This window comes from Streptomyces sp. Y7 (assembly GCF_043195415.1).
Lineage (GTDB): Bacteria > Actinomycetota > Actinomycetes > Streptomycetales > Streptomycetaceae > Streptomyces.
The window spans coordinates 275,454-297,444 of the sequence record NZ_JBIDDQ010000003.1; the positions used below are offsets into that span (position 1 = coordinate 275,454).

Below are 21,991 nucleotides of genomic sequence, written 5' to 3' on the forward strand. Positions count from 1 at the left end.
CGAGGACGGTACAGCCATGCCTTCTTTCGACACTCCCGAGCCGATCTCCGTCACGGCGCACGTGGGCGCCGGCGCCATCCGCTTCACGGCGGGCGACCGCCCCGACACCGTGGTCGAGGTACGGCCCGCCAGCCCCAAGCGGGACAAGGACGTGCAGGCCGCCGAGCAGACCGAGGTCTCCTACGCGAACGGCGTCCTGACCGTCAGGACGAAGGAGCGCCGCTTCATCGGGCCCTCCGGCGCCGTCGACGTGACGGTCGAACTGCCCACGGGTTCGCGCGTCGACATGAACGGCTCCTGGACCCAGGTGCTCGGCGAGGGCCGGCTCGGCGAGGTCCGGGTGAAGGGCTCGGGCGGTGACATCCGCTTCGATGTGACCGGACCGCTGCACCTGACCGCCTCGCACAGCTCGATCCGGGTCGACCGGGTCGAGGGCGACGCCGAGATCACCTCCAGCTCCGGCAGCCTGCGCGTCGGCACCATCGACGGCAGCGCCGTACTGAAGAACTCGCACGGCACCACGACCGTCGGCGCCGCGCTCGGCGAGCTGCGGGTCAGCGGGGCCCACGGCGACATCGACATCGCCCGCGCCGAGAGCTCGGTCACCGCCACCACGGCCCACGGTGGCCTGCGGATCGCCGAAGTCGCCCGTGGCACGGTCCAGTTGGAGACCGCCTACGGACTCATCGAGGTCGGCGTCCGCGAGGGCACCGCCGCCTGGCTCGACGTCAGCTCCGAGCGCGGGCAGGTGCGCAACACGCTCACCGCCTCCGAGGCCCCTGAGGCGAGCGAGGACACCGTCCAGGTCCGGGCGCGGACCCGCTGGGGCAACATCGACGTCCGCCGCGCCCGCGCCTGAACCCGGGCCTCGCTCTACGTCCGCCGCGCCCGCGCCTGAACCCGGGCCTCGCTCTACGTCCGCCGCGCCCGCGCCTGAACCCGGGCCTCGCCGACCGCCGCGTTTCCAGACCCCCTTCAGCCTTCAACGGGAGGGCTCCATGCCTTCATCTGTCATGCCCACGCCCAGGCGGGGCGGCGACACGCCCGCCGCCGTCTCCACCATCGGCCTGCGCAAGTCGTACGGCGACAAGACCGTCCTCGACGGCATCGACCTGCGCATCCCCGCCGGTTCCGTGTTCGCGCTGCTCGGCCCGAACGGCGCCGGCAAGACCACCACGGTGCAGATCCTGTCCACCCTCATCGCCGCCGACGGCGGCCAGGCCCAGGTGGCCGGGCACGACGTCGCCACGTCACCGGACGGGGTACGGGCCGCGATCGGCGTCACCGGGCAGTTCGCCGCGCTCGACGACCTGCTCACCGCCGAGGAGAACCTCCTCCTCATGGCCGACCTGCTGCGTCTGGGCCGGAGCGAAGGCAGGGCGCGCACCAGGGAGTTGCTGGAGCGGTTCGAGATCGCGGACGTCGCGCGGAAGCGGGCCGCGACCTTCTCCGGCGGTATGCGCCGCCGCCTCGACCTCGCCATGACCCTGGTCGGCGACCCGCAGGTGATCTTCCTGGACGAGCCGACGACCGGACTCGACCCGCGCAGCCGCCGCACCATGTGGGACACGGTGCGCTCGCTGGTCGCCGGCGGTGTCACCGTCTTCCTCACCACCCAGTACCTGGAGGAGGCCGACCAGTTGGCCGACCGGATCGCCGTCCTCGACGGCGGCCGGATCGTCGCCGAGGGCACCGCCGACGAACTCAAGGCGCGGATCCCCGGCAGCCACGTCCGCCTGCGGTTCACCGAGCCCGACGCGTACGAGCGTGCGGGCGCCGCCTTCCCCGGCGCCGCCCGCGACGACGAGAACCTCGCCCTGCGCGTGGCCGGCGACGGCGGCCTCGACGCGCTGCGCGTCCTCCTCGACCGGCTGGACGCCGCCGGCATCCGGGCCGCCGACTTCTCCGTGCACACCCCCGACCTGGACGACGTGTTCCTCGCCCTGACCGGCGACGGCACCTCCGGCACCCCGCTCCACATGAAGGAGACCCTGCGATGAGCACCCTCGCCCACGCCGTGCACGACTCCAGGACGATGCTGCGGCGCAACCTCAAGCACGCGCTGCGCTATCCCGCCGTGTCCCTGGGCCCGGTCATGATGCCCCTGCTGATGCTGCTGCTGTTCGTGTACGCCTTCGGGGACTCGATCGGCGCCGGCATGGGCGGCGGCCGGGACGCGTATCTGGAGTATCTGACGCCCGGCATCATCATCATGGGCGTCGCGGCCGGTGCCATGTCCACCTCGATCGCGGTCTGCCAGGACATGACCGAAGGCATCATCAACCGCTTCCGCACCATGAACATCACGCGCTCCTCGTTCATGACGGGGCATGTCGTCGGCAGCGTCCTGACGACGGTGGTCAGCCTGGTCCTGGTGGTGGTCGTGGCGCTCGCGCTCGGCTTCCGCCCGGACGCGAGCCCCGTCGAGTGGCTCGCGGCCGCGGGACTGGTCACCGCCATCGCGTTCGCGGTGGCCTGGCTGTCGGCGGCGCTCGGGCTGATCTCCAAGACGGTCGAGTCGGCGAGCAACAAGCCGCTGCTCATCCAGTTCCTGCCGTTCCTCGGCTCCGCCTTCGTACCGGCCGGCTCGATGGCCCCGGGCCTGCGCTGGTTCGCGGAGAACCAGCCGTTCACGCCGATGACCGAGACGCTGCGGGGTCTGCTCTCCGGCTCGGAGATCGGCGACAGCGGCTGGATCTCGCTCGCCTGGTGCGCCGGCATCGCCCTCGTCGGCTACCTCTGGTCGCGCTCGCTGTTCAGCAGCACCACCAAGCGCTGAACGGACATACCCACAACTCCGGCTCCGGGTGCGAACCCGGAGCCGTACCCGTGCCCGGAGGCGGCTAGTAGCGCACCGCCCGCTCCACCTCCGCCCGTACGTCCCCGCTCAGGTCGCGGGTGCTGCGGGCGGTCCCCCTGCCCGACTCGTTCGCCGCGACGTCCGACACCGTCACCACGGACGCGTCGAGCAGATTGCCGTTCTCGTCCTTGAAGTTGACCTGGACGGCGAAGGACTTCGTCGAGTCGGTCGTGTTCTGCGCGGTGACCTCCACCGTCGCCCGGCCGTCGGAGTCGGTCGAGGGGTCGCCCAGCCGCACCGAGCTCTTGGCGTCGATGCCGCCCTTGATGTCGTCGAGCCGGCGGCCCGCCTCCGCCGTCGCCGAGGCGTAGGCCGACGCCGCCTTGCTGGCCACCGAGGCGGGCGTGTCGTCGTCCGAGCAGGAGGTCAGCGCGGAGACCGCGAGGACGGCGGTCATCAGGAGGGGCGTGGTCGTTCTCCGGCGGGGGCGGTGAGCGGGCATGCGGGCTCCAAGGGTGCGTTCCGGTCCTTCCAGTGAAGATCCGCGCGGCCCCCTTCGCACTCCGGACCTCACCCGATCGGCGTCTCCCCCGTGGTGGGCGCGCCCCGGGCCGCCGATCGTCGTACCGATCGCAGAACCCGACCGCGGAACACGCGAGAAGTGGGGTACGGCAGCCATGAGCCAGCAGCAGTCGCAGTCGCATGCGAGCGATGCCGCCCATAGCCCTCCGGGAACCGGGACGGCGGGCGGACCCGGTGGATCGGACACGTCCCGGGCGACCTGGCCCTCCGCCGCAGCCGGCACCGCGCCGGGCACCGCGCCCGGGGGCGCCCCCAGCTCCGGCGGAATGACCGGCGCACTCGTCTTCGCCGGTGTGCTGCTGCTGGTGAACGGGCTCCTCGCCATCCTCCAGGGCATCTCCGCCATCGCCCAGGACGACGTGTACGCCCGGATCGGCGACTACGTCTTCAAGGCCAACCTCACGGCCTGGGGCTGGATCCTGCTCGGTCTCGGCGTCCTCGCCGTCGGTGTCGGCGCCGGCGTCCTTCAGGGCGCCTGGTGGGCGCGGATCACCGGTATCTTCCTGGCGTCCCTGAGCATGGTCGCCCACTTCCTGTTCCTGCCGTACACCCCGGTCTGGTCGGTGGTCATGGTGGGCATCGACTTCTTCGTGATCCTCGCCCTCGCCCTGGCCCCGGACGCCTCCGGTACGGCTAGCGCCTCAGGGCGCGGTAACGCTTCAGCAGCGCGCTGATCCTGGCCGGGTCCTTGCGGCCGTTCAGCTCGGTCAGCAGGTCGTCGGGGCAGAGTTCGTAGAGGTCGCCCCAGAACCGGCGGCCGTGGTTGTCCCAGATGCGATAGCCGCCGGGCACACCCCTGGCCACGAAGCGTCGCCTGCTCAATCAACCCCCAGCCACCCTGTCCGTGTGAGGACAGGGTGGCATCGGGACGTGGCTCCCGTCGCCCGAATTCCGGGCCCTCCGGCTCCTCGGGCGATCAGCGGTACGACGGCTCAGGCGTGTCCGATCCCGCCGCCGCCGAAGGACCCGCTCTTGCCGGGCAGCCAGCGTTTGCGGTGCTGGTCCTCGCTGCGTCTGCTCCCCGCATGGTGCAGGTCGTGCGGCAGCAGGCGTTCTCTGCCTTCCGCGTGCGGGACCTCGTCGGGCTCGCGCACCTCCCGGAGCTCACGGACCGGTCCGGTGTCGGGCAGATGTGACTGTTCCTCCGGAGTGGGCCGTGGCAGCTCCCGGTCACGGACCCGCATGCCGAACTGCACGGCCCAGACCAGTGCGCCGGCGATGACCATTCCACCAACGAAGGCGGCGATCACGTTGAGTACTTCGCTCGACGTGGCCGCTATTTCAAACGTCGTCGTACTCATGCCCCAATTATCACCGAAACGGACGTAAAGGCTCCCCGAGGAACGAACGGTTCCGTGTCCCGGCGGATCTACGCGCGTTCCTCCGGCTCCCCCAGCTCCGTGAACAACGTCAGCTGAAGGGCGCCGGGCGCTTCGAGGCGGGAGTTGAGGGAGTTCCACGGCGTGCGGGTGGGCTCCGCGAGGACCTCGGCCCCGGCCGCCGCCAGCCGTGCGGTGGTGGCCGGGGAGTCGTCCACCTGGAAGGCGACCCTGATGTGACCGGCCACCCGGCGGCCGACCTCCACCTCGTCGATGAAGTCGGCGTGGCCGGGGTCGGTCAGCTCCAGCGTGGCCCGGCCCGCCTCCAGGATCGTCACCCGGCCGTCGGGCGAGGAGAACGCGGCGCGCTCCGGGAGGCCCAGCTCGTCCCGGTAGAAGCGCAGCGCCTCGTCGTAGTCGGCGGCCGTGACGACCAGGCGGAGCTCGTGGACGCGGGCGGGACGTTCGGCCGGGCTTGCGGAATCGGACATGAGCGGCTCCTCTTCGACGCTGCGACTCCTCGACGGTCGCCCTTGGTCAACCCGGCCGTGCAGGAAGACGATTCCCGCGGGCCCCTCCTCGACCCCCGGCATCGGGCGGACATGAGGTCCCGGGCGGGCGGGGCGCCGGGGGTGGCGGGCGAAACCTCCGTAGGACGCGGCAGCGACCAAAGAGGCGGCATGAGCGACGATCGGCCGACGCGCGCCCGGACGCCCTCGCCCCACCATGGACCCGTCCGGCGAACGGGAGGAGCGGGAGCATGGGGGACCTGCGGGTCGGGGCGGTCGTGTCGGTGATGGTGGTGGTGCTGTCCGGGGGGACCTGGCCGGCCTCGTCCGCGGTGCCGGCGGAGCACGCGCGGACGGCACCGCGGCAGCTGTACGTGGCGCCGTGGGGGAGCGACGGATGGCCGGGGACGTACGAGCGGCCGTTCGCGACGCCGGCGCGGGCCCAGCAGGCCGTGCGGGCCCGCACGGCCACGATGACCTCGGACATCGTGGTGAACCTGCGGGGCGGGACGTACCGGCTGACGGCGCCGCTGCGGATGTCGGAGGCGGCCGGCGACTCCGGCGGGGGCGGTCACCGGGTGGTCTACCAGGCGTACGGCCAGGGCACGGCACGCCAGGAACCGGTGACCCTCAGCGGCGGCCGGGAGATCGGGGGCTGGCGGCCCGACCCGCGGCGCCGGGGCGTGTGGCGGGCGGACGTCGGCGCGCTGGAGACCCGGCAGCTCTACGTGGCGGGCAGGCGGGCCGACCGGGCGAGCCTCGGCGACGGGATCCCCGGCACCCTGAAGGTGACCGGCACCGGCCTCACCACCACCAGTGCCGTCCCGCGCACCTGGCGGACGCCCCGCGACATGGAACTGCGCTTCCGGTTCGACTACCTGGAGGGCCGCTGCGGCGTCGCGGACATCTCGCGCGGCCCCGGTGGCGGATCGACGATCACGATGGACCAGCCGTGCTGGAGGATGGCCCGCGACCTGTACGGGCCGGAGCTGCTCGCCCTGCCGTCCGACGTGGAGAACTCCCCCGGCTTCCTCGACCGGAACGGGAGTTGGTACCTCGACCGCTCCCGCCCGGGGCACCACCGGCTGCTGTACCGGCCGCGGCCCGGCGAGGACATGCGGCGCACGGACGTGACGGCGCCCGTGCTCCGGACGCTGGTCGGCGGGAGCGGCAGCGCGGACCGGCCGGTCCACGACATCGCCTTCAAGGGGCTGACGTTCGCGTACGCCGGCTGGACGGCGCCCAGCGAGCCCGCCGGATTCGCCGCCGCGTGGAGCATGTACCTGCGGCCGGGCAAGGGCGACGCGCTCCGGCTGCTCACCGTGCCCGGGAACGTCGCCTTCCACGGCGCCGAACGCATCACCTTCCAGGGCAACCGGTTCGTCCATCTCGGCGCCCAGGGGCTCCGGTTCTCCGGGTACAGCGCGCACAACGTGGTGGACGGCAACCTCTTCACCGACATCTCCGACGGCGGCATCGCGCTCGGCGTCCTGCCGCCGGACACCCGGGGCCCGAGCCGCGGCAACCGCGTCAGCAACAACCGGGTCCACCGCACCGGCGCGGACCACCACGCCTCCTCCGGCATCTGGGACGGCGGCAGTCGGCAGACGACCATCGCGCACAACCAGGTCGACCACCTGCCCTACACCGGCATCCTCTCCGGCCCCGCCGAGGACGTACGCGGCCTGATGAGCGGCAACCGCATCGTCGGCAACCGGGTCTTCGCGACCAACCGGCTGCTGGCCGACGGCGGCGGCATCTACCTGCGCGGCGAGCAGGGCACGTCGTACGCGGACGGCGCGCTCGTCAGCGGCAACGCGGTCTCGGACAGCGCCTACGGCACCTGGAACGTCGGCATCTACACCGACGACAGCAGCCGGTGGATCAGCGTGCGCGGCAACGCCGTCCACGGCTACCGGGCCTCGATCAGCGGATGCAGCGAGGACTGGGGCGACAGGCCCGTGCGCGACGTCCGCTTCCACGGCAACTTCTGGGACGACACCGTCCCCGACTGGCTGCCCCGTCGCGCCTACCCGGGCGGCTGGCCGCCCGCACCGGACTGCGGCGACCCGAAGAACCTGGAGTTCGGGGGCAACACCCTGCTGACGCCGGCCGACCCCGGCGCGGACTGCGCGGCCCGTCCGGCGTGCGCGGCGGTCGTGGACCGGGCGGGGCCGGGGGAGGCGTACCGGCGGTCGCCGGGGGTTCAGCCGCCGGTCCTGCCGAGCAGCTTGTTCATGTCCTCGATCTCGGCGCTCTGGGCGGTGACGACGGCGTCGGCGAGCTCGGTCGCCGGGCCGTAGCGGCCCTCGGCCTTCTCGGTCCTGGCCATCTCCACGGCGCCCTCGTGGTGTTCGACCATGAGGGTGAGGAACAGGGTGTCGAAGGCCCTGCCGGACGCCTTCATGAGCTCGTCCATGTCGTTCGCGTCCATCATCCCGGCCGTCCCGGAGCCACCGGAGTGACCGGAGTGGCCCATGCCGGGCGCGGCCGACGGCACGTCCTCGCCCCAGGACCTCAGCCAGCCGGACATGGTCCTGATCTCCGGGTCCTGGGCCTTGCGGATCTGTTCGGCGAGGTCCTTGACCTGGGCGGACGAGGCGCGCTCGGCGGCCATTACGGCCATCTGCAGCGCCTGCTGGTGGTGCGGGATCATGCCCTGCGCGAAGGTGACGTCCTGGGCGTTGTGCGCGCCGGCGCTCGCGGAGGACGCGGACGCCTCGGAGGCGTCGTCCGAGGTGCCGCCGTCTCCGCCGCACGCGGCGAGGACGAGGGCGGCGGCGACGGCCGTGACGGCCAGGGCCGTCCGGCGGACGAGGGTGGGCGTGCTGTTCATGCTGAGAACTCCTGCGGATACGTGAGCTGCCGCGCCCTCGGCGGGGCGTGGCACGGACATGGCTGAGCGCCGTACGCCGCGTCGGTGGCGGGGGACGGCTCGGCCTTGTCCTAGGTCCGCAGGATCTGCAGTTCGGCCAGTGAGGGAGGCGCGCGTTCGCCGTCCGGCACCGCGGCGGGGGAGCGGCGGTCGAGGGCGCCCGGGACGCAGGTCCCGGCCGGGTCGGGCAGCAGGGCCGGAAGCGAGGGACCGGTGCCGACGGCACCGGAGGCGCAGGCCGGGTCGGCGTGCCGGGCGTGTCCGCCGTTCGTGCCGTCGCCGTGGCAGACGGACTCCTCGGGCATGGCCGTCGTACTGCCGCTCATGGCGCGGGCGTGCCCGTGCCCCGGTGAGGAGTGCGGCGCGACGACGCCGCCGGGCGCGAGTCCGTGCATGCCGAACAGCCCCGCGAGTAGCCCGAGCAGCACAAGCGCGCGCCACGGTCCCGGGATCGGGAGCCGCGGCGCACGGAGATGCGGCGCACGGGCTGTCACGCCCTCATCGTACGGACGCCGCGTACGGAAGACTCATCAGGCCGCAGGGAGACGGCCGTTCCGCGACTTTGCCATTTCTTTACAACCTGCCTCACCGCTGCCTCGTCTCTCCGCTCGACCCGTCACCCAGCCCGCCGGACACGGCAGTACCGGCGGACCGACGAAAGAGAGCGAGTCCATGCGCCGCACCACGTTCAGCGCCCTGGCACTGACCTGCACGGCCCTTCTGGCGGCCGGCACGCCCGCGTTCGCCGACTCGGCCACCCCGAGCCCGGTCCCCAGCCCGACCAGGGCCCCCTCGGCCACGGCCTCGCCGACCCCCACGACCGAACCGACCCGGCACCCCTCCCCCGTCCCCTCGGCACCGTCGGCCGAGCCGACCCGGGCGCCGTCCGCCGAGCCGACCCGGGCGCCGGGCGACGGCCAGGTCTCCGTCAGGCCGTCCGGGGCGCCCGACACCGGCGTGACGCCGGCCTCGGACACCGGCAACGGGACCGGCGGTTTGATCGGCGGGGGCGCGGCCGCACTGCTCCTGGCCGGCGGCGCGACGACGTTCGTCGTACGGCGTCGGAGGGCGACCGGGGCATGACGGGGCTCTCCAGGCGGGCCTTCACCACGGCGGCTCTGGCGTCGCTGCTGGTGGGCTGCGCCGGACAGGCCACCGAGCAGGACGCGAACGCGAGCGCGAGAAGGACGCGGGGGCGCGAGAAGACCGGTGACGGCTCCTCGGCCTCCGCGAACTCCGGGCACGCGATGGGCCGTTCCACCCCGGTCCGGCTGCGGATCCCGGCGATCGGCGTCGACACCCCCGTCATGGGGCTCGGCCTGGCCCGGGACGGCACCGTGGAGGTGCCGCCGATCACCGCCGACGACCGGGCGGGCTGGTACCGGCACTCGCCGACGCCCGGCCAGGTCGGCCCGTCGGTGATCCTCGGCCATGTCACGGTCGGTGCCTTCGGCGACGGGGTCTTCCGCCGTCTCGGGGAGCTGCGGCGGGGCGACCGGATCGTGGCGCGCCGCCAGGACGGTTCCTCGGCGGAGTTCACCGTCGGCGCCGTACGGACGGTGGCCAAGGCCGACTTCCCGGCGGAGCAGGTCTACGGGGACGTGGACCGCCCGGAGCTGCGTCTGATCACCTGCGGGGGCCCGCGCGAGGGCCAGGAGTACCGCGACAACGTGATCGTGTTCGCGTCGCTGAGCTCGGCCGCCCCTTGACCGAGGAAGGGGGATCCGGATCCGGGCCGGGCGGCCGGGGGAACGCGAGCAGGCGGCCCGGCATCCTCCCTCATGAGCCCGCAGGAGCCGGCCCCGCGCATGGCGTCGCGCCGTCCCGATCATGGAGTGCGTTGAAACGGTCCCGAGACAGGGCAGCGTCCGAGCTGTTCGCTGCCCTGTACCCGCGCCTGGCCGGCTGGTGCCGCCGTCTCGTCGACGACGACGAGACGGCGCACGAGATCGCCTCCGAGGCCTTCACCAGGCTGTGGGCCCGCTGGGGCCGCGTGGAGGAACCGCGCGGCTTCCTCTACGTCACCGCCGCGAACCTCGTCCGGGACCACTGGCGCAAACTGGAGCGCGAGCGCAGGGCGATGCGCCGGGCCACGACGGAGGCGGCCGTCAACGCCCACACGGAACAGGCGGACCCGTCGGTGCGCCTGCTGGTCCAGTCCCTCCCCGAACGGCTCCGCACCCCGATCCTCCTCCACTACTACGCTGACATGCCGATCCGGGAGGTGTCCGTGCTGACCGGACGCAAGGAAGGGACCGTCAAGGCCGACCTGCACGCGGCCCGCGAACTGCTCCGCGTCCACCTGAGGAGAAGCCTTGACCACACGCTTTGACGAGGACGACGTGGACGGCCCGGAGTTCGCCCACGACGACCCGCTCGCGGTCATCCTCCGCCCGCCCGCGGAACACCTCGCCCCGCCTCCCGGCCACTACGAGACGCTCCGCCGCAAGGCGTCCCGCCGGCGCCTGGTGCGTACGGCGACCGGGGTGGGCGTGACCTGCGCCGTCGCGCTGCTGGTCGCGCTGCCGTTCACCTCGGGCCGCCCGGACGTGCCCACCTCCCCCGCGCCCCCGCTGGCACCTCCGCCCATGAGCGACCGCGGTACCCCGCCCACCCCCTCGCCCTCCACCCCGGCCCCCTCGGCGTCCCCGACCCGCACGCCGCCGCCGGGCCGGACGGCGTCCCCGACACCGACCGTGCGGCCCGGGACACCGACCTCGGTGCCCACCCGCGATCCACAGGCTGTGGGTTCCCGGACGCCGGACGCGACGTCGACCCCCACGGCCCGGCCGTCCACCGACCCGACGAGGGCCACCGCCACCGACCCGGCGACACCGTCCGCCGGGGAGTGACCGGACCGGCCCCCGCCTTTCCCGGGGTACCCGTTTCCCGGGGTACCCGGAAAATCCCTCGCGGCGTCCCCGCGCCGGGCGTTACGCTCGCCGCGATGACGACTCACTCTGCTGACAGATTGGGGGACCCGTCCGCGCAAGGTGAGTGCTGATGAGCACTCCGAACGCGAACGAGGAACCCCGGCTTTCCTTCTGGCCGCGCGTGCGCGAGTTCGCCGTGCCGGCCTCCATGATCGAGACCGCGACCGCCCGCCGGCACGCCGGCGACTGGGCGGGGGCCTGTGCCGCCGCGGGCATCGACGTCGATCTCAACCTGCGCTCCCTGGCGCGGGATCACGGGCGGGAGACAGCCGCCCTGGTCCGTGCCGACCTGCGCGCTCTGGCCCCCGATCTGCTGCGCTGGCACATGCCCCGGATCGCTCCCCACGGGCTGCTGCGCCCGGGACTGACCCTCGCGCTCGCCCGCTACGGCGGCCCGGGCGGCGGACGCAGGCAGCCGCTGCACCTCGTGGTGCGGACGCCGCCCGCGTGGGCCGACGCAGGCCAGCGGATCAGCCTGGCGTTGTGGGACGGGGGACGGGGGCAGGGCGGGGGCGGTGTCCCGCCGGACGTCCGTGCCGGCCCCCGCTCCCATCCGCATCCACGGCCCAGCCGACGGTTCCGGCTCGACCTGCACCGGCACCTCTGGGACGCCGGCCGAGCCGGTGAACTGCGTGATCGGGCCGGGCGTGGAGTCGGGCCGGATCGGGACGGCCGAGCCGGTGAACTGCGTGATCGGGCCGGGGGTGGAGTTGGGCCGGATCGGGACGGCCGAGCCGGTGAACTGCGTGATCGGGCCGGGGGTGGAGCGTGGCCGGATTGGGACGCCCGAGCCGGTGGACTGCGCGGTCGCGCCCCACGTGGAGCCGGGCCGGACGGGCGACCGCCGGGCCTCGGCGTGCCCCACGAGTCCCTCTGCGCCGTCGACCGCTGGGCCGACGAGGCGGCGCTGCTGCTGCGTGCCGAGGGGCGGTCGGGCGGTGCGGTGGCCGTGCGGTTGGGGGACCGGCAGCGGCTCCTGCTGGAGCTGACCGGTGACGGCCAGGATGGCCCGGACGGCTCGGACGGCTCGGACGGCTCGGACGGCTCGGACGGCTCGGACGGCCCGGGTGGCCCGGGTGGCCCGGGTGGCTCGGGCGGCGTGGGCGGAGTGCGGTTCCTGGCGTCCGCCGGGCGCCGTGCCCGCGCGTCGTCCGCCCTGCCCGTACTGCCCGACGCCGCGACCTGGGTCCTGCCCGACCTGGAGTTGCTGCGGGCCGGTGCGATCGACGCCGGCCGGCTGCATCCACTGGTCGCCGCCGCGCTCGTACCGGAGCGTGCCCGGGCGGGGCGTGCCCCGGAGCGGGCCGGGCCGGAGCGGATCGTGCTGTGCCGGGGCGACCGGCATCGGATCGGGCTGGTCGACGGGGTGCTGGCTCCGCTGGACCACGCCCCCGACGAGATCCGGCGCGAGGAGCTCCTCGCCGCGCTGACCGGCACTCCGCTGCCCTGTCTCCAGGCCGTCGACGACGCGCACCGTCGTCCCGAGTGCCTGCCCGACGTCCGTGAACGCCTCTGGCACGGCGACATCGCCGGCGCACTGGCCGTCGTCGAGGGGCTGTTGGGGCCGGACGCGGTGCTGCGTGACGGTGCGTTGCGGGACGAGCTGGAGGCGATCGCGCGGCGGCGGGTGACGTACGGACTCTTCCGGGCCGGGCTGGCCGGACCCCGGCCAGGACCTGTCCGCCACGACGAACGCCTCCCCCGACGCCCCGGTGCGCGGCGCTCGCGCCCCCGTCACGCGACCTTCGCCTGAGCCGCCCCGACCCGCTTTCCTCCCCAGCCCTCTCACGAGACCCACGGTGATGACACATGCCCACGCGCACCTCGCCCTCCGCTTCCTCCGTCTCCCAACTCGACGTCGCAGCCGACCTGTTGGCGCTGCTGCGTGACACCACCACCGAACCTGGGCCCGATCCCCGGCTGGAAGCGCTCACGCTGGCCGTGGCCGCCGATCTGCCCGTCCTGCTGTGGGGCGAGCCCGGTATCGGCAAGACCGCCGCGCTCACGCAGCTCGCCGCCGAACTCGACCTGCCGCTGACCACGGTGATCGCCAGCGTCCACGAACCGTCCGACTTCTCCGGGCTGCCCGTCGTCGGGGACGACCCCGCCGAGCAGGGTGTGCCGATGGCCCCGCCGGACTGGGCCGTACGGCTGGCGAAGGCCGGGCGGGGGCTGCTGTTCCTGGACGAGTTGTCGACCGCGCCGCCCGCGGTGCAGGCCGCGTTGCTGCGGCTGGTGCTGGAACGCAGGGTCGGGGCGTTGCGGCTGCCGCCCGGGGTGCGGATCGTGGCCGCCGCCAACCCGCGCTCCTCGGCCGCCGACGGCTGGGAGCTGAGCGCGCCGCTGGCGAACCGGTTCGTGCATCTGCAGTGGACCCACGACCACGAGGTCGTCGTCCGCGGCCTCGGCGGGACCTGGCCCCGGGCGACCCTGCCGCGGCTCGACCCGGAGAAACTGGCCGGGGCCGTTGACTTCGCGCGGCGCGCGGTCCGCGGGCTGCTCTCCGGGCGCCCGGCGCTCGTGCACCGGCTGCCGAGCGGGGAGGCCCGGCGGGGCGGGGCCTGGCCGTCGCCCCGCAGCTGGGAGATGACCCAGTCCCTGGTCGCCTTCGCCACCGCCGCCGGGTCCTCGCGGGAGGTGCTGTCGATGCTGGTGCGGGGCACCGTGGGCGACGGACCCGGCCTGGAACTGCTCGCGTGTCTGGACCGGATGGACCTGCCCGACCCTGAACTGCTGCTCGCCGACCCGTCGGGGGCGGAGCTGCCCGCACGGGGAGATCTGCGGCAGGCCGCGCTGGACGGTGTCGTGGAGGCGGTACGGGCCCGTCCGGACAAGGCCCGCTGGGACGCGGCCTGGGCCCTGCTGGTCCGCGCCCTGGAAACCGGCGCCCCTGACCTGGTCGTCGTCCCCGCGAGTACCCTCGCCTCCCTGCGCCAGGAGGACTGGGACGTCCCGCAGGCGATCGAGCGCCTCTCCGGAGTCGTCACCCTGTCCCGCCGAGCGGACCGAGCGGCTGCCAGAACCACGGAGATCGCCGCGAAGACGAAGGCGGGCCGCCGATGACCGAGGACCGCGACCACGCGCAAGCAGCCTCGCCCGGCCCCCACCCCTTCGCCCCCGCCGGGACCTCCGCCCGGGCCCCGCTCCCGCCCGCTGCCGACGACGAGCCTCCCGGCCGTCCCCGCCCTGGCGCGGGGCGCCGCGACCGTGGGGGTGGGGAAGCGGCCTCGCCCGGACCTCGTCCCCGCGATGCCGCCAGGATTTTCGCCCCCGACCCGCTCCCGCCCCCCGCCCCTGGCGACCCCCTCCCCCTCCCCCTCGACCGCGACAAACTCTTCTCCGCCCGGTTGCATGCCGCTCGAGTGCGGCCCTATCTGGCGACCGCCCTTTTCGCTCTGCATGTCGTCGAGTCGCGGACGGTGCCGACGATGGCGGTGGACCGGCAGTGGCGGTGCTACGTGTCGCCGGGGTTCGTGGAGCGGACGCCGGTGGAGGAGTTGGCCGGGGTGTGGGTGCACGAGGTGTCGCATCTGCTGCGGGACCATCACGGGCGCAGCGACCGGGTGGCCCGGCAGCGGGGGCTGTCCGGACCGGGGGAGCGGCTGCGGATGAACATCGCCGCGGACTGCGAGATCAACGACGACGTGTACGGCGACGGGCTGGCCCGGCCCGAGGGCGCCGTCGACCCGGCGAGCCTGATGCTGCGCGACGGGGAGCTGATGGAGGACTACCTGCGCCAGTTCCGGCTGGGCCCGCGGACGCAGGACCTGGCCTGGCTGGACTGCGGCAGCGGCGCCGACGGCCTGGAGCGGGCGTGGGACCTCGGGCCGGACGGCGCGCACGGCCTGAGCGCCCAGGAGCGGGACGCCGTCCGGTTCCGGGTCGCGCAGGGCATCACGGGCCGGCCGGGGAGCGCCCCCCACAGCTGGCAGCGGTGGGCGGAGGAAGCCTTCCATCCGCCGCAGCCCTGGCGGGAGCTGCTCGGCGCGGCCGTGCGGTCGGCCGCCTCCGGCCCCGGCGTGGGCGAGGACTACACCTACGGCCGTCCCTCCCGCCGCTCCGCCTCGGTGCCCGGCGTCGTGCTGCCGAGCCTGCGGCGCCGCCCGCCGCACGTCTGTGTCGTCATCGACACCTCCGGCTCGGTCAGCGACGCCGAACTGGGCAGCGCCCTGCTGGAGGTCGCCGCGATCTCCCGTGCCGTGGGCGGGCGCCCGGACCTGGTCAGCGTGGTGTCGTGCGACGCGGCGGCCGGCGGTGTGCACCGGATGTGCCGTGCCGAGGGGATTCCGCTGGTCGGGGGCGGCGGCACGGATCTGCGCGAGGGCTTCGCGACGGCGCTGCGGAGCCGACCCCGGCCGGATGTCGTCGTGGCTCTGACGGACGGTCAGACCCCGTGGCCGAGCACCCGGCCGCCCTGCCGGACGGTGGTGGGGCTGTTCCCCCGCTTCCCCCGCCACTCGCGCGGCTCGGCGGAGAACCGCTCCGACTACGAGCCGGACACCCCGCCGGCCTGGGCGCGCGTCGTCGAGATCGGGTCGGGTGCCACGGGGAGGTGAGACCAGGGGCCCATCGGACGGTCGTACTCCCGGCGGACCCGCCCCCCTCCCGTACTGCATTCTCAGTAGCGGCGATTGTCGGCAGCCGCACGACGACACGGCACCCCTCTCCCCGAGAGCCTGGGCACACGTTCGAGTCCCAGATGTGGAGACCCCTTGCCGTGGCTACTTTCCTGTATCGACTGGGCCGTCTGGCCTTCCGGCGGCGCTGGTACGTCGCCCTGGTCTGGGCGGCCGTCCTGGCCGCCGTCGGCCTGGGCGCGCTGAAGGCCCCGGGAGCCGCCGACGAGGGCTTCTCCATGCCGGGGATCGAGTCCCAGAAGGCGTTCGACCTGATGGAGGAGCGCTTCCCGGGGGCGACGGCCGACAGCGCGACCGCGCGGGTCGTCTTCGTCGCGCCGGGCGGCGAGAAGGTCACCGCCGCCGACCACAGGAAGGCCGTCGAGGACGCCGTGTCCGAGCTGGGCGACGGCTCGCAAGTGGCGTCCGCCGTCGACCCGTTCCAGGCGAAGGCGGTGAGCAAGGACGGCACGACCGCCTACGCGACCGTCACCTACAAGGTCGCCTCCGACGACCTCACCGACGCCAGCCGCACCCATCTGGAGAAGGCGCTCGACGACGCCCGCGACAGCGGCCTGACCGTGGAGGCCGGGGGGAGCGCCATGGACGACGGCGGCGGCGCGGGCGGCGCCGCCGAGGTGATCGGCATGGCGATCGCCGCCGTGGTCCTGCTGGTGACGTTCGGTTCGCTGGCCGCCGCCGGGCTGCCGCTGCTGACCGCGGTGGTCGGCGTCGGCGTCAGCATGGCCACCATCCTCGCCCTGTCCCAGGCGCTCGGCCTGTCCACCACGACCGGCACCCTCGCGATGATGCTGGGCCTCGCGGTCGGCATCGACTACGCCCTGTTCGTCGTCTCGCGCTACCGCGAGGAACGCGCCAAGGGCCGCGCCCCCCAGGAGGCGGCCGGACTCGCCGCCGGCACGGCCGGTTCCGCGGTCGTCTTCGCGGGGCTCACCGTCGTCATCGCGCTGGCCGGGCTCTCGGTCGTCGGCATCCCGATGCTCACCAAGATGGGCCTGGCCGCGGCCGGCGCCGTCGTGGTCGCCGTGTTCATCGCGCTCACGCTGGTCCCCGCGGTCCTCGGCTTCTGGCCCAACGCCGTGCTCCCGAGGCGGGCCCGCAAGAGCGGCCGTATCCAGGAGAGCGCCGACAGCAACGGCGGCACCCGCTGGGCGCGGTTCGTGCTGCGCCGCCCCATACCGGTGCTGCTCCTGGGCGTCGTGGGTCTCGGCGCGCTCGCCGTGCCGATGACACAGCTCCAGCTGGGCATGCCCGGCGACGAGGCGAAGGCGACGTCCACCACCGAGCGGCGGGCCTACGACGCGCTCGCCGAGGCGTTCGGACCGGGCTTCAACGGGCCGCTGACGGTCGTCGTGGACGCCAAGGGGGACAGCGATGCCGAGGGTGCCGTCACCACCGTCTCCCGGGAGATCGCCGGCACCGAGGGCGTCGTGTCCGTCTCTCCCGCCCGCTTCAACGAGGCCGGGGACACCGCCGTCTTCTCCGTGGTGCCCTCCACCGCGCCGACCGACGAGAAGACCAAGGACCTGGTGACCACCATCCGGGACGAGCGTCCGGCGACGGAGGCCGAGACGGGGGCGACCTTCGAGGTCACCGGCACGACCGCGATGAACATCGACATCGCCGACAAGGTGCAGGCCGCGCTGGTGCCGTATCTGATCGTCGTGGTGGGCCTCGCGGTGGTGCTGCTGCTGGTGGTCTTCCGTTCGCTGCTCGTCCCGCTGAAGGCGGCCGCCGGCTTCCTGCTGTCGGTGCTGGCCTCCCTCGGCGCGGTCGTCGTGGTCTTCCAGCAGGGGCACGGCGCCGAGCTGCTGGGCGTGGAGCAGACCGGGCCGATCATGAGCCTGATGCCGATCTTCCTGGTCGGCATCGTCTTCGGACTCGCCATGGACTACGAGGTCTTCCTCGTGTCGCGGATGCGGGAGGCGTACGTCCACGGCGAGTCGGCGCCGCAGGCCGTCACGTCCGGCTTCCGGCACAGCGCCCGCGTGGTCGTGGCCGCCGCCCTGATCATGATCGCGGTGTTCGCCGGGTTCATCGGGGAGAGCGACTCGATGATCAAGATGATCGGGTTCGGGCTCGCCTCCGCCGTGCTGCTGGACGCGTTCGTCGTCCGGATGGCGATCGTGCCGGCCGTGCTCGCCCTGCTCGGCGACAGGGCCTGGTGGCTGCCGAAGTGGCTGGACCGGATCCTGCCCCGCGTCGACGTGGAGGGCGAGGCGCTCAGCCGCCGGTCCGAGGCGCCGGAGCCCGCCCCGGCCGACCTGGAAGTGGCGCGCACCTGATCCTCGTCCACCCCCGCAGGGACCGTCCGTGACGAAGGACACGGGCGGTCCCGTCGGCCGTTCGTACCCGCGGGCGTCCACCATGGGACCCAGCCCACCGACCGGAGAGCACCATGAGCACCAGCCCGGAGCGGCGCTACGCACACCGTGTCGAGGACTTCGCGGACCGCCACTCCCTCGTCGTCGACGCGGTGCTGGTCATGGCCCTGATGGGCTGCGCGACCCTCGGCAGCATGCTCACCCTGCCCGGCGCCGACCCGCCGGACCAGGACCGGACCGCGACCGTCCTCCTGGGGGTGGCCTGTCTCGCGCTGCTGAAGCACCGCACGCACCCACGCTTCGCGGTCGTCGTCTCCGCGGCCTGCGCCGCGATCGTGGTGGGGTTCGGGTATCTGCTCACCCCCCTCCTGCTGGCCCCCGTCATGGCGGCGCTCTACTGGCTGGCCGTCCTCACCGACCGCAGGACCACCCGCGCCTACGGCATCACCACCCTGGTCGCGGTGATCGTCGCGGCGGCGATCTCCGACTCCATGGAGCATGTGTCGCTGCTGCTCAGGACGATCGGTCCGTTGTTCTGGCTGCTGCTGCCCCTGGCCGCCGGCAACATGACCCGGCTGCGGCGCGCCTACGTGGCGGCGGTGCAGGCCCGCGCCGAGCACGCCGAACGCACCCGCGAGGAGGAGGCCCGGCTGCGGGTCACCGAGGAGCGCATGCGCATCGCCCGTGAGCTGCACGACGTCGTCGCCCACCACATGGCCCTGGCCAACGCCCAGGCGGGCACGGCCGCGCATCTGGCGCTGACCAGCCCGGAGCAGACGCAGCAGATCCTCACCGACCTCACCGGCACCACCTCCTCCGCGCTGCGCGAGCTCAAGGCGACGCTCGGGCTGCTGCGGCACAGCGGCGACCCGGACTCCCCGCCGCTGGAGCCCTCGCCCGGACTGGCCCGGCTGCCCGAGCTGGTGTCGGCGTGCGCGTCCGCGGGTGTCACCGTCACCGTCGCCACGGAAGGGGAGCCGCGGCCGCTGTCCCCCGGCGTGGACCTGACCGCCTTCCGCATCGTGCAGGAGGCCCTGACCAACGTCACCAAGCACGCCACCACGGAAGCGGCCTGCGTCCGGCTCGCCTACTCCGGTTCCCGGCTGCGGATCACCGTCACCAACGACGGCCCCGCCACCACACGCGCCCTCCTGGCCGCGACGGCGGGGAACCACGGCTTCGGCGTCATGGGCATGCGGGAACGGGCCCAGTCCATCGGCGGCGAACTGCGGGCCGGGCCCCGCCCCGAGGGAGGTTTCGAGGTCACGACCGCCCTGCCGTTGCAGCCGCACGGCGCGGGGCAGGAGGACGCGACCGCGTGAGGGGCGCGGGGGCCGCGTGCGAGAATCCGGCTACGTCCGTCCGCAGCCGATCCATCGAGGTTCCCGTGACCAAGCCCGTCGCCCGCGAGCCGTTGCGGCGCAACGCGCGGGCCAACCGGGAGCGCATCCTGGCCACGGCCCGTCAGGAGCTCGGCCGGAACCCGGACACCACGCTGGAGGAGCTGGCCCGCGCCGCGGGTGTCGTACGGCGCACTCTGTTCGGTCACTTCCCCGGCCGTGAGGCGCTGCTCGAAGCCCTCGCGCAGGAGGCGTCCGAGGCGCTGCGCAGCGCGCTGACGGAGGTCGCGGCGTTCGCGGAGACCGAACCGGCCGAGCGGGCGTTCGCCGGCTTCGTGCTCTCGCTGTGGCCGGTCGGCGACCGCTACCGGCTGCTGCTGTCGCTGGCCAGGCGGGACCTGGGCGCGCAGCGGGTGGCCGAGGTACTGGCCCCGGCCCGCGCGACGGCCACCGCGATCCTGGACCGCGGCCAGCGCGCCGGCGTCTTCCACACGCATCTGCCGGCCGAGGCGATGAGCGCGGGCCTCGAAGCGATGACGGTCGCGCTGCTGGAGTCGGTCAACGACGGCCTGCTGGAGGACGACGGCACCCGGGTCGCCGTCGCCCTGCTGATCGCGGCCGGCGTGCCGGAGGACCGGGCGAGATCCCTGGTCGGGACGGCCACTGCGACCTCCGACGCCGGCCCGGGCACGACCGACGGCTGACCGGGCGGTGCCGGGCGGGGCCGGTGCCGGGCGGCGCGTCCCTTCCGGTGGGGCCCGTGCCGCAGTGGGGTGACCGGGCGAGGCCCGTGGTGGAGGCGTCGCTGCGGCTGCCGAGGTGACACCGGGCACGGCCGACGGCTGACCGAGGTGCGAGGACGAGCGGGACCGGACGTGGGAAGGACGGTGCCGGGCGTCCCCTCCCGGCACCGTCCGGGGGCCGTGCGCCGCTCAAGGCACGGCCCGTTCTCGGGCGGCCGCGCTCAGGCGATGCCCGAGCGTGCTTCCTGCGCATCGGTCGGCTCCCGCACTTCCTCCGACTCCCGCGGCTGCCCGGACTCATCGGTCGTGCCGGCCCCGGCCTCCCGCGTCTTCGCCGCCCGGCCCGTGCCCGCCGCCCGGCGGCCCGGCAGGACCGCGAGGACGATCAGCGTGCCGGCGGCCATGATGATCCCGCCGATCAGGCTGGTCTGGGCGACGCTGTGCGCGAAGGCCTCGTGGACGGCGTCGACCAGGGCCTGCGCCTGCTGACGGCCGCCCGCCGGGTTCTTCGCGACCTCCTCGGCGACCGCCAGCCCGGCGCCCACCGAGTCCTTGGCCGTGTCCAGCGCGGCCTGCGGGAGGTGGCCGCCGATCAGGTCGGAGAGCTTGTCGCGGTAGGCGGTGCCCAGCAGCGAGCCGAGGATCGCGATGCCCAGGGCACCGCCCAGTTCCAGCGAGGTGTCGTTGGCGCCGCCGCCGACGCCCAGTTCGGACTCCGGGAAGGAGCCCATGATCGTGTCGGTGGCCGGGGACACGCTCAGACCGATCGCGAAGCCCAGCATGATCAGTGACGCCAGGAAGTCGGTGTACGAGGAGCCCGCGTCGATCCGGGTGAGCAGGAACACGCCGGCGCTGCCGATCAGCATGCCGGTGACGACCATGGCCTTCACGCCGAGCTTCGGCGTCAGCCGCCCGGTCACCGCGGCGCCGGCGAAGACGGCACCGGCCAGCGGCAGCAGCCGTACGCCGGTCTCCAGCGCGTCGTAGCCGAGCACGAACTGGAGGTACTGGGTGGCGTAGTACAGCGCGCCGAAGGTGCCGAAGAAGAAGAACAGCACCGCGAGCATCGAGCCGCTGAACGGTCGCTGAGCGAACTTGCGCACGTCCAGCATGGGGTGCGGGTGGCGCAGCTCCCAGGCGACGAAGGCCAGCAGGCCGACCCCGGCGGCCACGGCCGCGGCGATCGGGCCGGTGCCCCAGCCGAAGTGCGGGCCCTCGATGGCCGCGTAGACCAGCGAGCCCACGGAGACGATGGACAGCAGACCGCCCACGTAGTCGATCCGGCCCATGCCCTGCGCCTTCGACGGCGGCACGAGCGCCAGCGCGCCGACGACTGCGACCAGCGCGATGGGGACGTTGATCAGGAAGGTCGAACCCCAGGCGTGGTCCTCCAGGAGCCAGCCGGCGACCAGCGGGCCCACGGCGATGGCGAGGCCGGAGGTGGCGGTCCAGCCGGTGATGGCCTTGGCGCGCTCCTCGCGGGGGAAGATCGCGACCAGCAGCGACAGGGTGGCCGGCATGACGACGGCGGCGCCCACGCCCATGACCGCGCGGGCGGTGATGACCAGGCCGGTCTCGTCGACGAGGCTGCCCATCACCGAACCGCCCGCGAAGATCAGCAGGCCGGTGACCAGCGCGCCGCGGCGGCTGTACTTGTCGCCGATCGCGCCCAGCACGAGCATCAGCGCCGCGTACGGGACGGTGTAGCCGTCGATGACCCACTGGAGGTCGCTGCTGCTCAGGTCCAGATCGCGGGTCATGTCGGGCGCGGCCACGATCAGCGACGTGTTCGCCATGACGACGATCAGCAGGCTCAGGCAGAGCACGAGCAGGGCCCACCAGCGCCGTGCGTACGGCCCGGTCATCTTCTCGACGGGTGTGTGGGCAAGGAAGGGCACGGGGACTCCCAGGGGGCTGCGAGTTAATTGC

Annotated in this window: 22 protein-coding genes; 15 read left to right on the plus strand and 7 right to left on the minus strand. The window is 73.9% G+C overall.

Annotated elements, in window-relative coordinates; all coding sequences use genetic code 11:
- Positions 1 to 16: 16 nt before the first annotated feature.
- From ACGFW6_RS12325 to ACGFW6_RS12335, 3 genes are all read left to right on the plus strand, one after another.
- Positions 17 to 859 (plus strand): DUF4097 domain-containing protein, encoded by an 843-nt coding sequence (locus tag ACGFW6_RS12325; RefSeq protein WP_393507400.1) that lies wholly within the window; start codon positions 17 to 19, stop codon positions 857 to 859.
- 154 nt (positions 860 to 1,013) lie between these two features.
- Positions 1,014 to 2,000, plus strand: coding sequence for an ATP-binding cassette domain-containing protein (locus ACGFW6_RS12330; RefSeq protein ID WP_393507837.1), 987 nt, complete (start codon positions 1,014 to 1,016; stop codon positions 1,998 to 2,000).
- The gene (locus tag ACGFW6_RS12335; RefSeq protein WP_393507402.1) at positions 1,997 to 2,779 is read left to right on the plus strand and encodes an ABC transporter permease; all 783 of its coding nucleotides are present in this window, start codon (positions 1,997 to 1,999) and stop codon (positions 2,777 to 2,779) included. The genes ACGFW6_RS12330 and ACGFW6_RS12335 overlap by 4 nt, the downstream gene beginning before the upstream one ends.
- Before the next feature lie 64 nt (positions 2,780 to 2,843).
- Here ACGFW6_RS12335 and ACGFW6_RS12340 read toward each other — a convergent pair whose 3' ends face one another.
- A complete protein-coding gene (locus ACGFW6_RS12340) occupies positions 2,844 to 3,257 on the minus strand; it encodes an FxLYD domain-containing protein (RefSeq protein ID WP_393507404.1) in 414 nt (137 codons plus the stop codon).
- Between the two features lie 391 nt (positions 3,258 to 3,648).
- On the opposite strand from ACGFW6_RS12340, the gene ACGFW6_RS12345 reads away from it, so the two are divergent.
- Positions 3,649 to 4,056: a hypothetical protein gene (locus ACGFW6_RS12345; RefSeq protein WP_393507406.1), complete on the plus strand. Its 408-nt coding sequence runs from the start codon at positions 3,649 to 3,651 to the stop codon at positions 4,054 to 4,056.
- Here ACGFW6_RS12345 and ACGFW6_RS12350 read toward each other — a convergent pair.
- From ACGFW6_RS12350 to ACGFW6_RS12360, 3 genes are all read right to left on the minus strand, one after another.
- On the minus strand, positions 4,016 to 4,204 hold the full coding sequence (locus ACGFW6_RS12350; RefSeq protein ID WP_393507408.1) for a hypothetical protein: 189 nt from the start codon (positions 4,202 to 4,204) through the stop codon (positions 4,016 to 4,018). The genes ACGFW6_RS12345 and ACGFW6_RS12350 overlap by 41 nt on opposite strands.
- Positions 4,205 to 4,314: 110 nt before the next feature.
- Positions 4,315 to 4,683, minus strand: coding sequence for a DUF6479 family protein (locus ACGFW6_RS12355; RefSeq protein WP_393507410.1), 369 nt, complete (start codon positions 4,681 to 4,683; stop codon positions 4,315 to 4,317).
- 68 nt (positions 4,684 to 4,751) lie between these two features.
- Positions 4,752 to 5,192 carry a VOC family protein gene (locus ACGFW6_RS12360; protein ID WP_393507412.1) on the minus strand — a complete coding sequence of 147 codons (441 nt, stop codon included), beginning with the start codon at positions 5,190 to 5,192 and terminating at the stop codon, positions 4,752 to 4,754.
- A gap of 269 nt (positions 5,193 to 5,461) precedes the next feature.
- Here ACGFW6_RS12360 and ACGFW6_RS12365 point away from each other — a divergent pair, with 269 nt between their 5' ends.
- The gene (locus ACGFW6_RS12365) at positions 5,462 to 7,513 is read left to right on the plus strand and encodes a right-handed parallel beta-helix repeat-containing protein (protein WP_393507414.1); all 2,052 of its coding nucleotides are present in this window, start codon (positions 5,462 to 5,464) and stop codon (positions 7,511 to 7,513) included.
- On the opposite strand, the gene ACGFW6_RS12370 is transcribed toward ACGFW6_RS12365, so the two are convergent.
- Positions 7,417 to 8,046, minus strand: coding sequence for a DUF305 domain-containing protein (locus ACGFW6_RS12370; protein WP_393507415.1), 630 nt, complete (start codon positions 8,044 to 8,046; stop codon positions 7,417 to 7,419). The two genes, ACGFW6_RS12365 and ACGFW6_RS12370, sit on opposite strands and share 97 nt — an antisense overlap.
- 110 nt (positions 8,047 to 8,156) lie before the next feature.
- On the minus strand, positions 8,157 to 8,579 hold the full coding sequence (locus ACGFW6_RS12375; protein ID WP_393507417.1) for a DUF6153 family protein: 423 nt from the start codon (positions 8,577 to 8,579) through the stop codon (positions 8,157 to 8,159).
- 178 nt (positions 8,580 to 8,757) lie between these two features.
- Here ACGFW6_RS12375 and ACGFW6_RS12380 point away from each other — a divergent pair, with 178 nt between their 5' ends.
- From ACGFW6_RS12380 to ACGFW6_RS12425, 10 genes are all read left to right on the plus strand, one after another.
- The gene (locus ACGFW6_RS12380) at positions 8,758 to 9,168 is read left to right on the plus strand and encodes a sortase-dependent protein (protein WP_393507419.1); all 411 of its coding nucleotides are present in this window, start codon (positions 8,758 to 8,760) and stop codon (positions 9,166 to 9,168) included.
- Positions 9,165 to 9,794 carry a class F sortase gene (locus ACGFW6_RS12385; RefSeq protein ID WP_393507421.1) on the plus strand — a complete coding sequence of 210 codons (630 nt, stop codon included), beginning with the start codon at positions 9,165 to 9,167 and terminating at the stop codon, positions 9,792 to 9,794. The genes ACGFW6_RS12380 and ACGFW6_RS12385 overlap by 4 nt, the downstream gene beginning before the upstream one ends.
- Before the next feature lie 131 nt (positions 9,795 to 9,925).
- The gene (locus ACGFW6_RS12390) at positions 9,926 to 10,417 is read left to right on the plus strand and encodes an RNA polymerase sigma factor (RefSeq protein WP_393507422.1); all 492 of its coding nucleotides are present in this window, start codon (positions 9,926 to 9,928) and stop codon (positions 10,415 to 10,417) included.
- A complete protein-coding gene (locus tag ACGFW6_RS12395; RefSeq protein ID WP_393507424.1) occupies positions 10,401 to 10,937 on the plus strand; it encodes a hypothetical protein in 537 nt (178 codons plus the stop codon). Before ACGFW6_RS12390 ends, ACGFW6_RS12395 begins: the two co-directional genes overlap by 17 nt.
- 151 nt (positions 10,938 to 11,088) lie before the next feature.
- Positions 11,089 to 12,771: a hypothetical protein gene (locus ACGFW6_RS12400; RefSeq protein ID WP_393507425.1), complete on the plus strand. Its 1,683-nt coding sequence runs from the start codon at positions 11,089 to 11,091 to the stop codon at positions 12,769 to 12,771.
- 56 nt (positions 12,772 to 12,827) lie between these two features.
- Positions 12,828 to 14,081, plus strand: a complete 1,254-nt coding sequence (locus tag ACGFW6_RS12405; RefSeq protein ID WP_393507426.1) for an AAA family ATPase — start codon at positions 12,828 to 12,830, stop codon at positions 14,079 to 14,081.
- Positions 14,078 to 15,574 (plus strand): VWA-like domain-containing protein, encoded by a 1,497-nt coding sequence (locus tag ACGFW6_RS12410; protein ID WP_393507428.1) that lies wholly within the window; start codon positions 14,078 to 14,080, stop codon positions 15,572 to 15,574. The genes ACGFW6_RS12405 and ACGFW6_RS12410 overlap by 4 nt, the downstream gene beginning before the upstream one ends.
- A 161-nt stretch (positions 15,575 to 15,735) precedes the next feature.
- Positions 15,736 to 17,940 carry an MMPL family transporter gene (locus ACGFW6_RS12415; protein WP_393507430.1) on the plus strand — a complete coding sequence of 735 codons (2,205 nt, stop codon included), beginning with the start codon at positions 15,736 to 15,738 and terminating at the stop codon, positions 17,938 to 17,940.
- Positions 17,941 to 18,053: 113 nt separating this feature from the next.
- Positions 18,054 to 19,301: a sensor histidine kinase gene (locus tag ACGFW6_RS12420; protein WP_393507432.1), complete on the plus strand. Its 1,248-nt coding sequence runs from the start codon at positions 18,054 to 18,056 to the stop codon at positions 19,299 to 19,301.
- Positions 19,302 to 19,366: 65 nt separating this feature from the next.
- Entirely contained in the window at positions 19,367 to 20,023 is a 657-nt protein-coding gene (locus ACGFW6_RS12425; protein WP_393507434.1) for a TetR/AcrR family transcriptional regulator, read from the plus strand.
- Between the two features lie 260 nt (positions 20,024 to 20,283).
- Here the strand turns inward: ACGFW6_RS12425 and ACGFW6_RS12430 are convergent, their stop codons facing one another.
- Entirely contained in the window at positions 20,284 to 21,960 is a 1,677-nt protein-coding gene (locus ACGFW6_RS12430) for an MFS transporter (protein WP_393507435.1), read from the minus strand.
- Positions 21,961 to 21,991 lie beyond the last annotated feature (31 nt).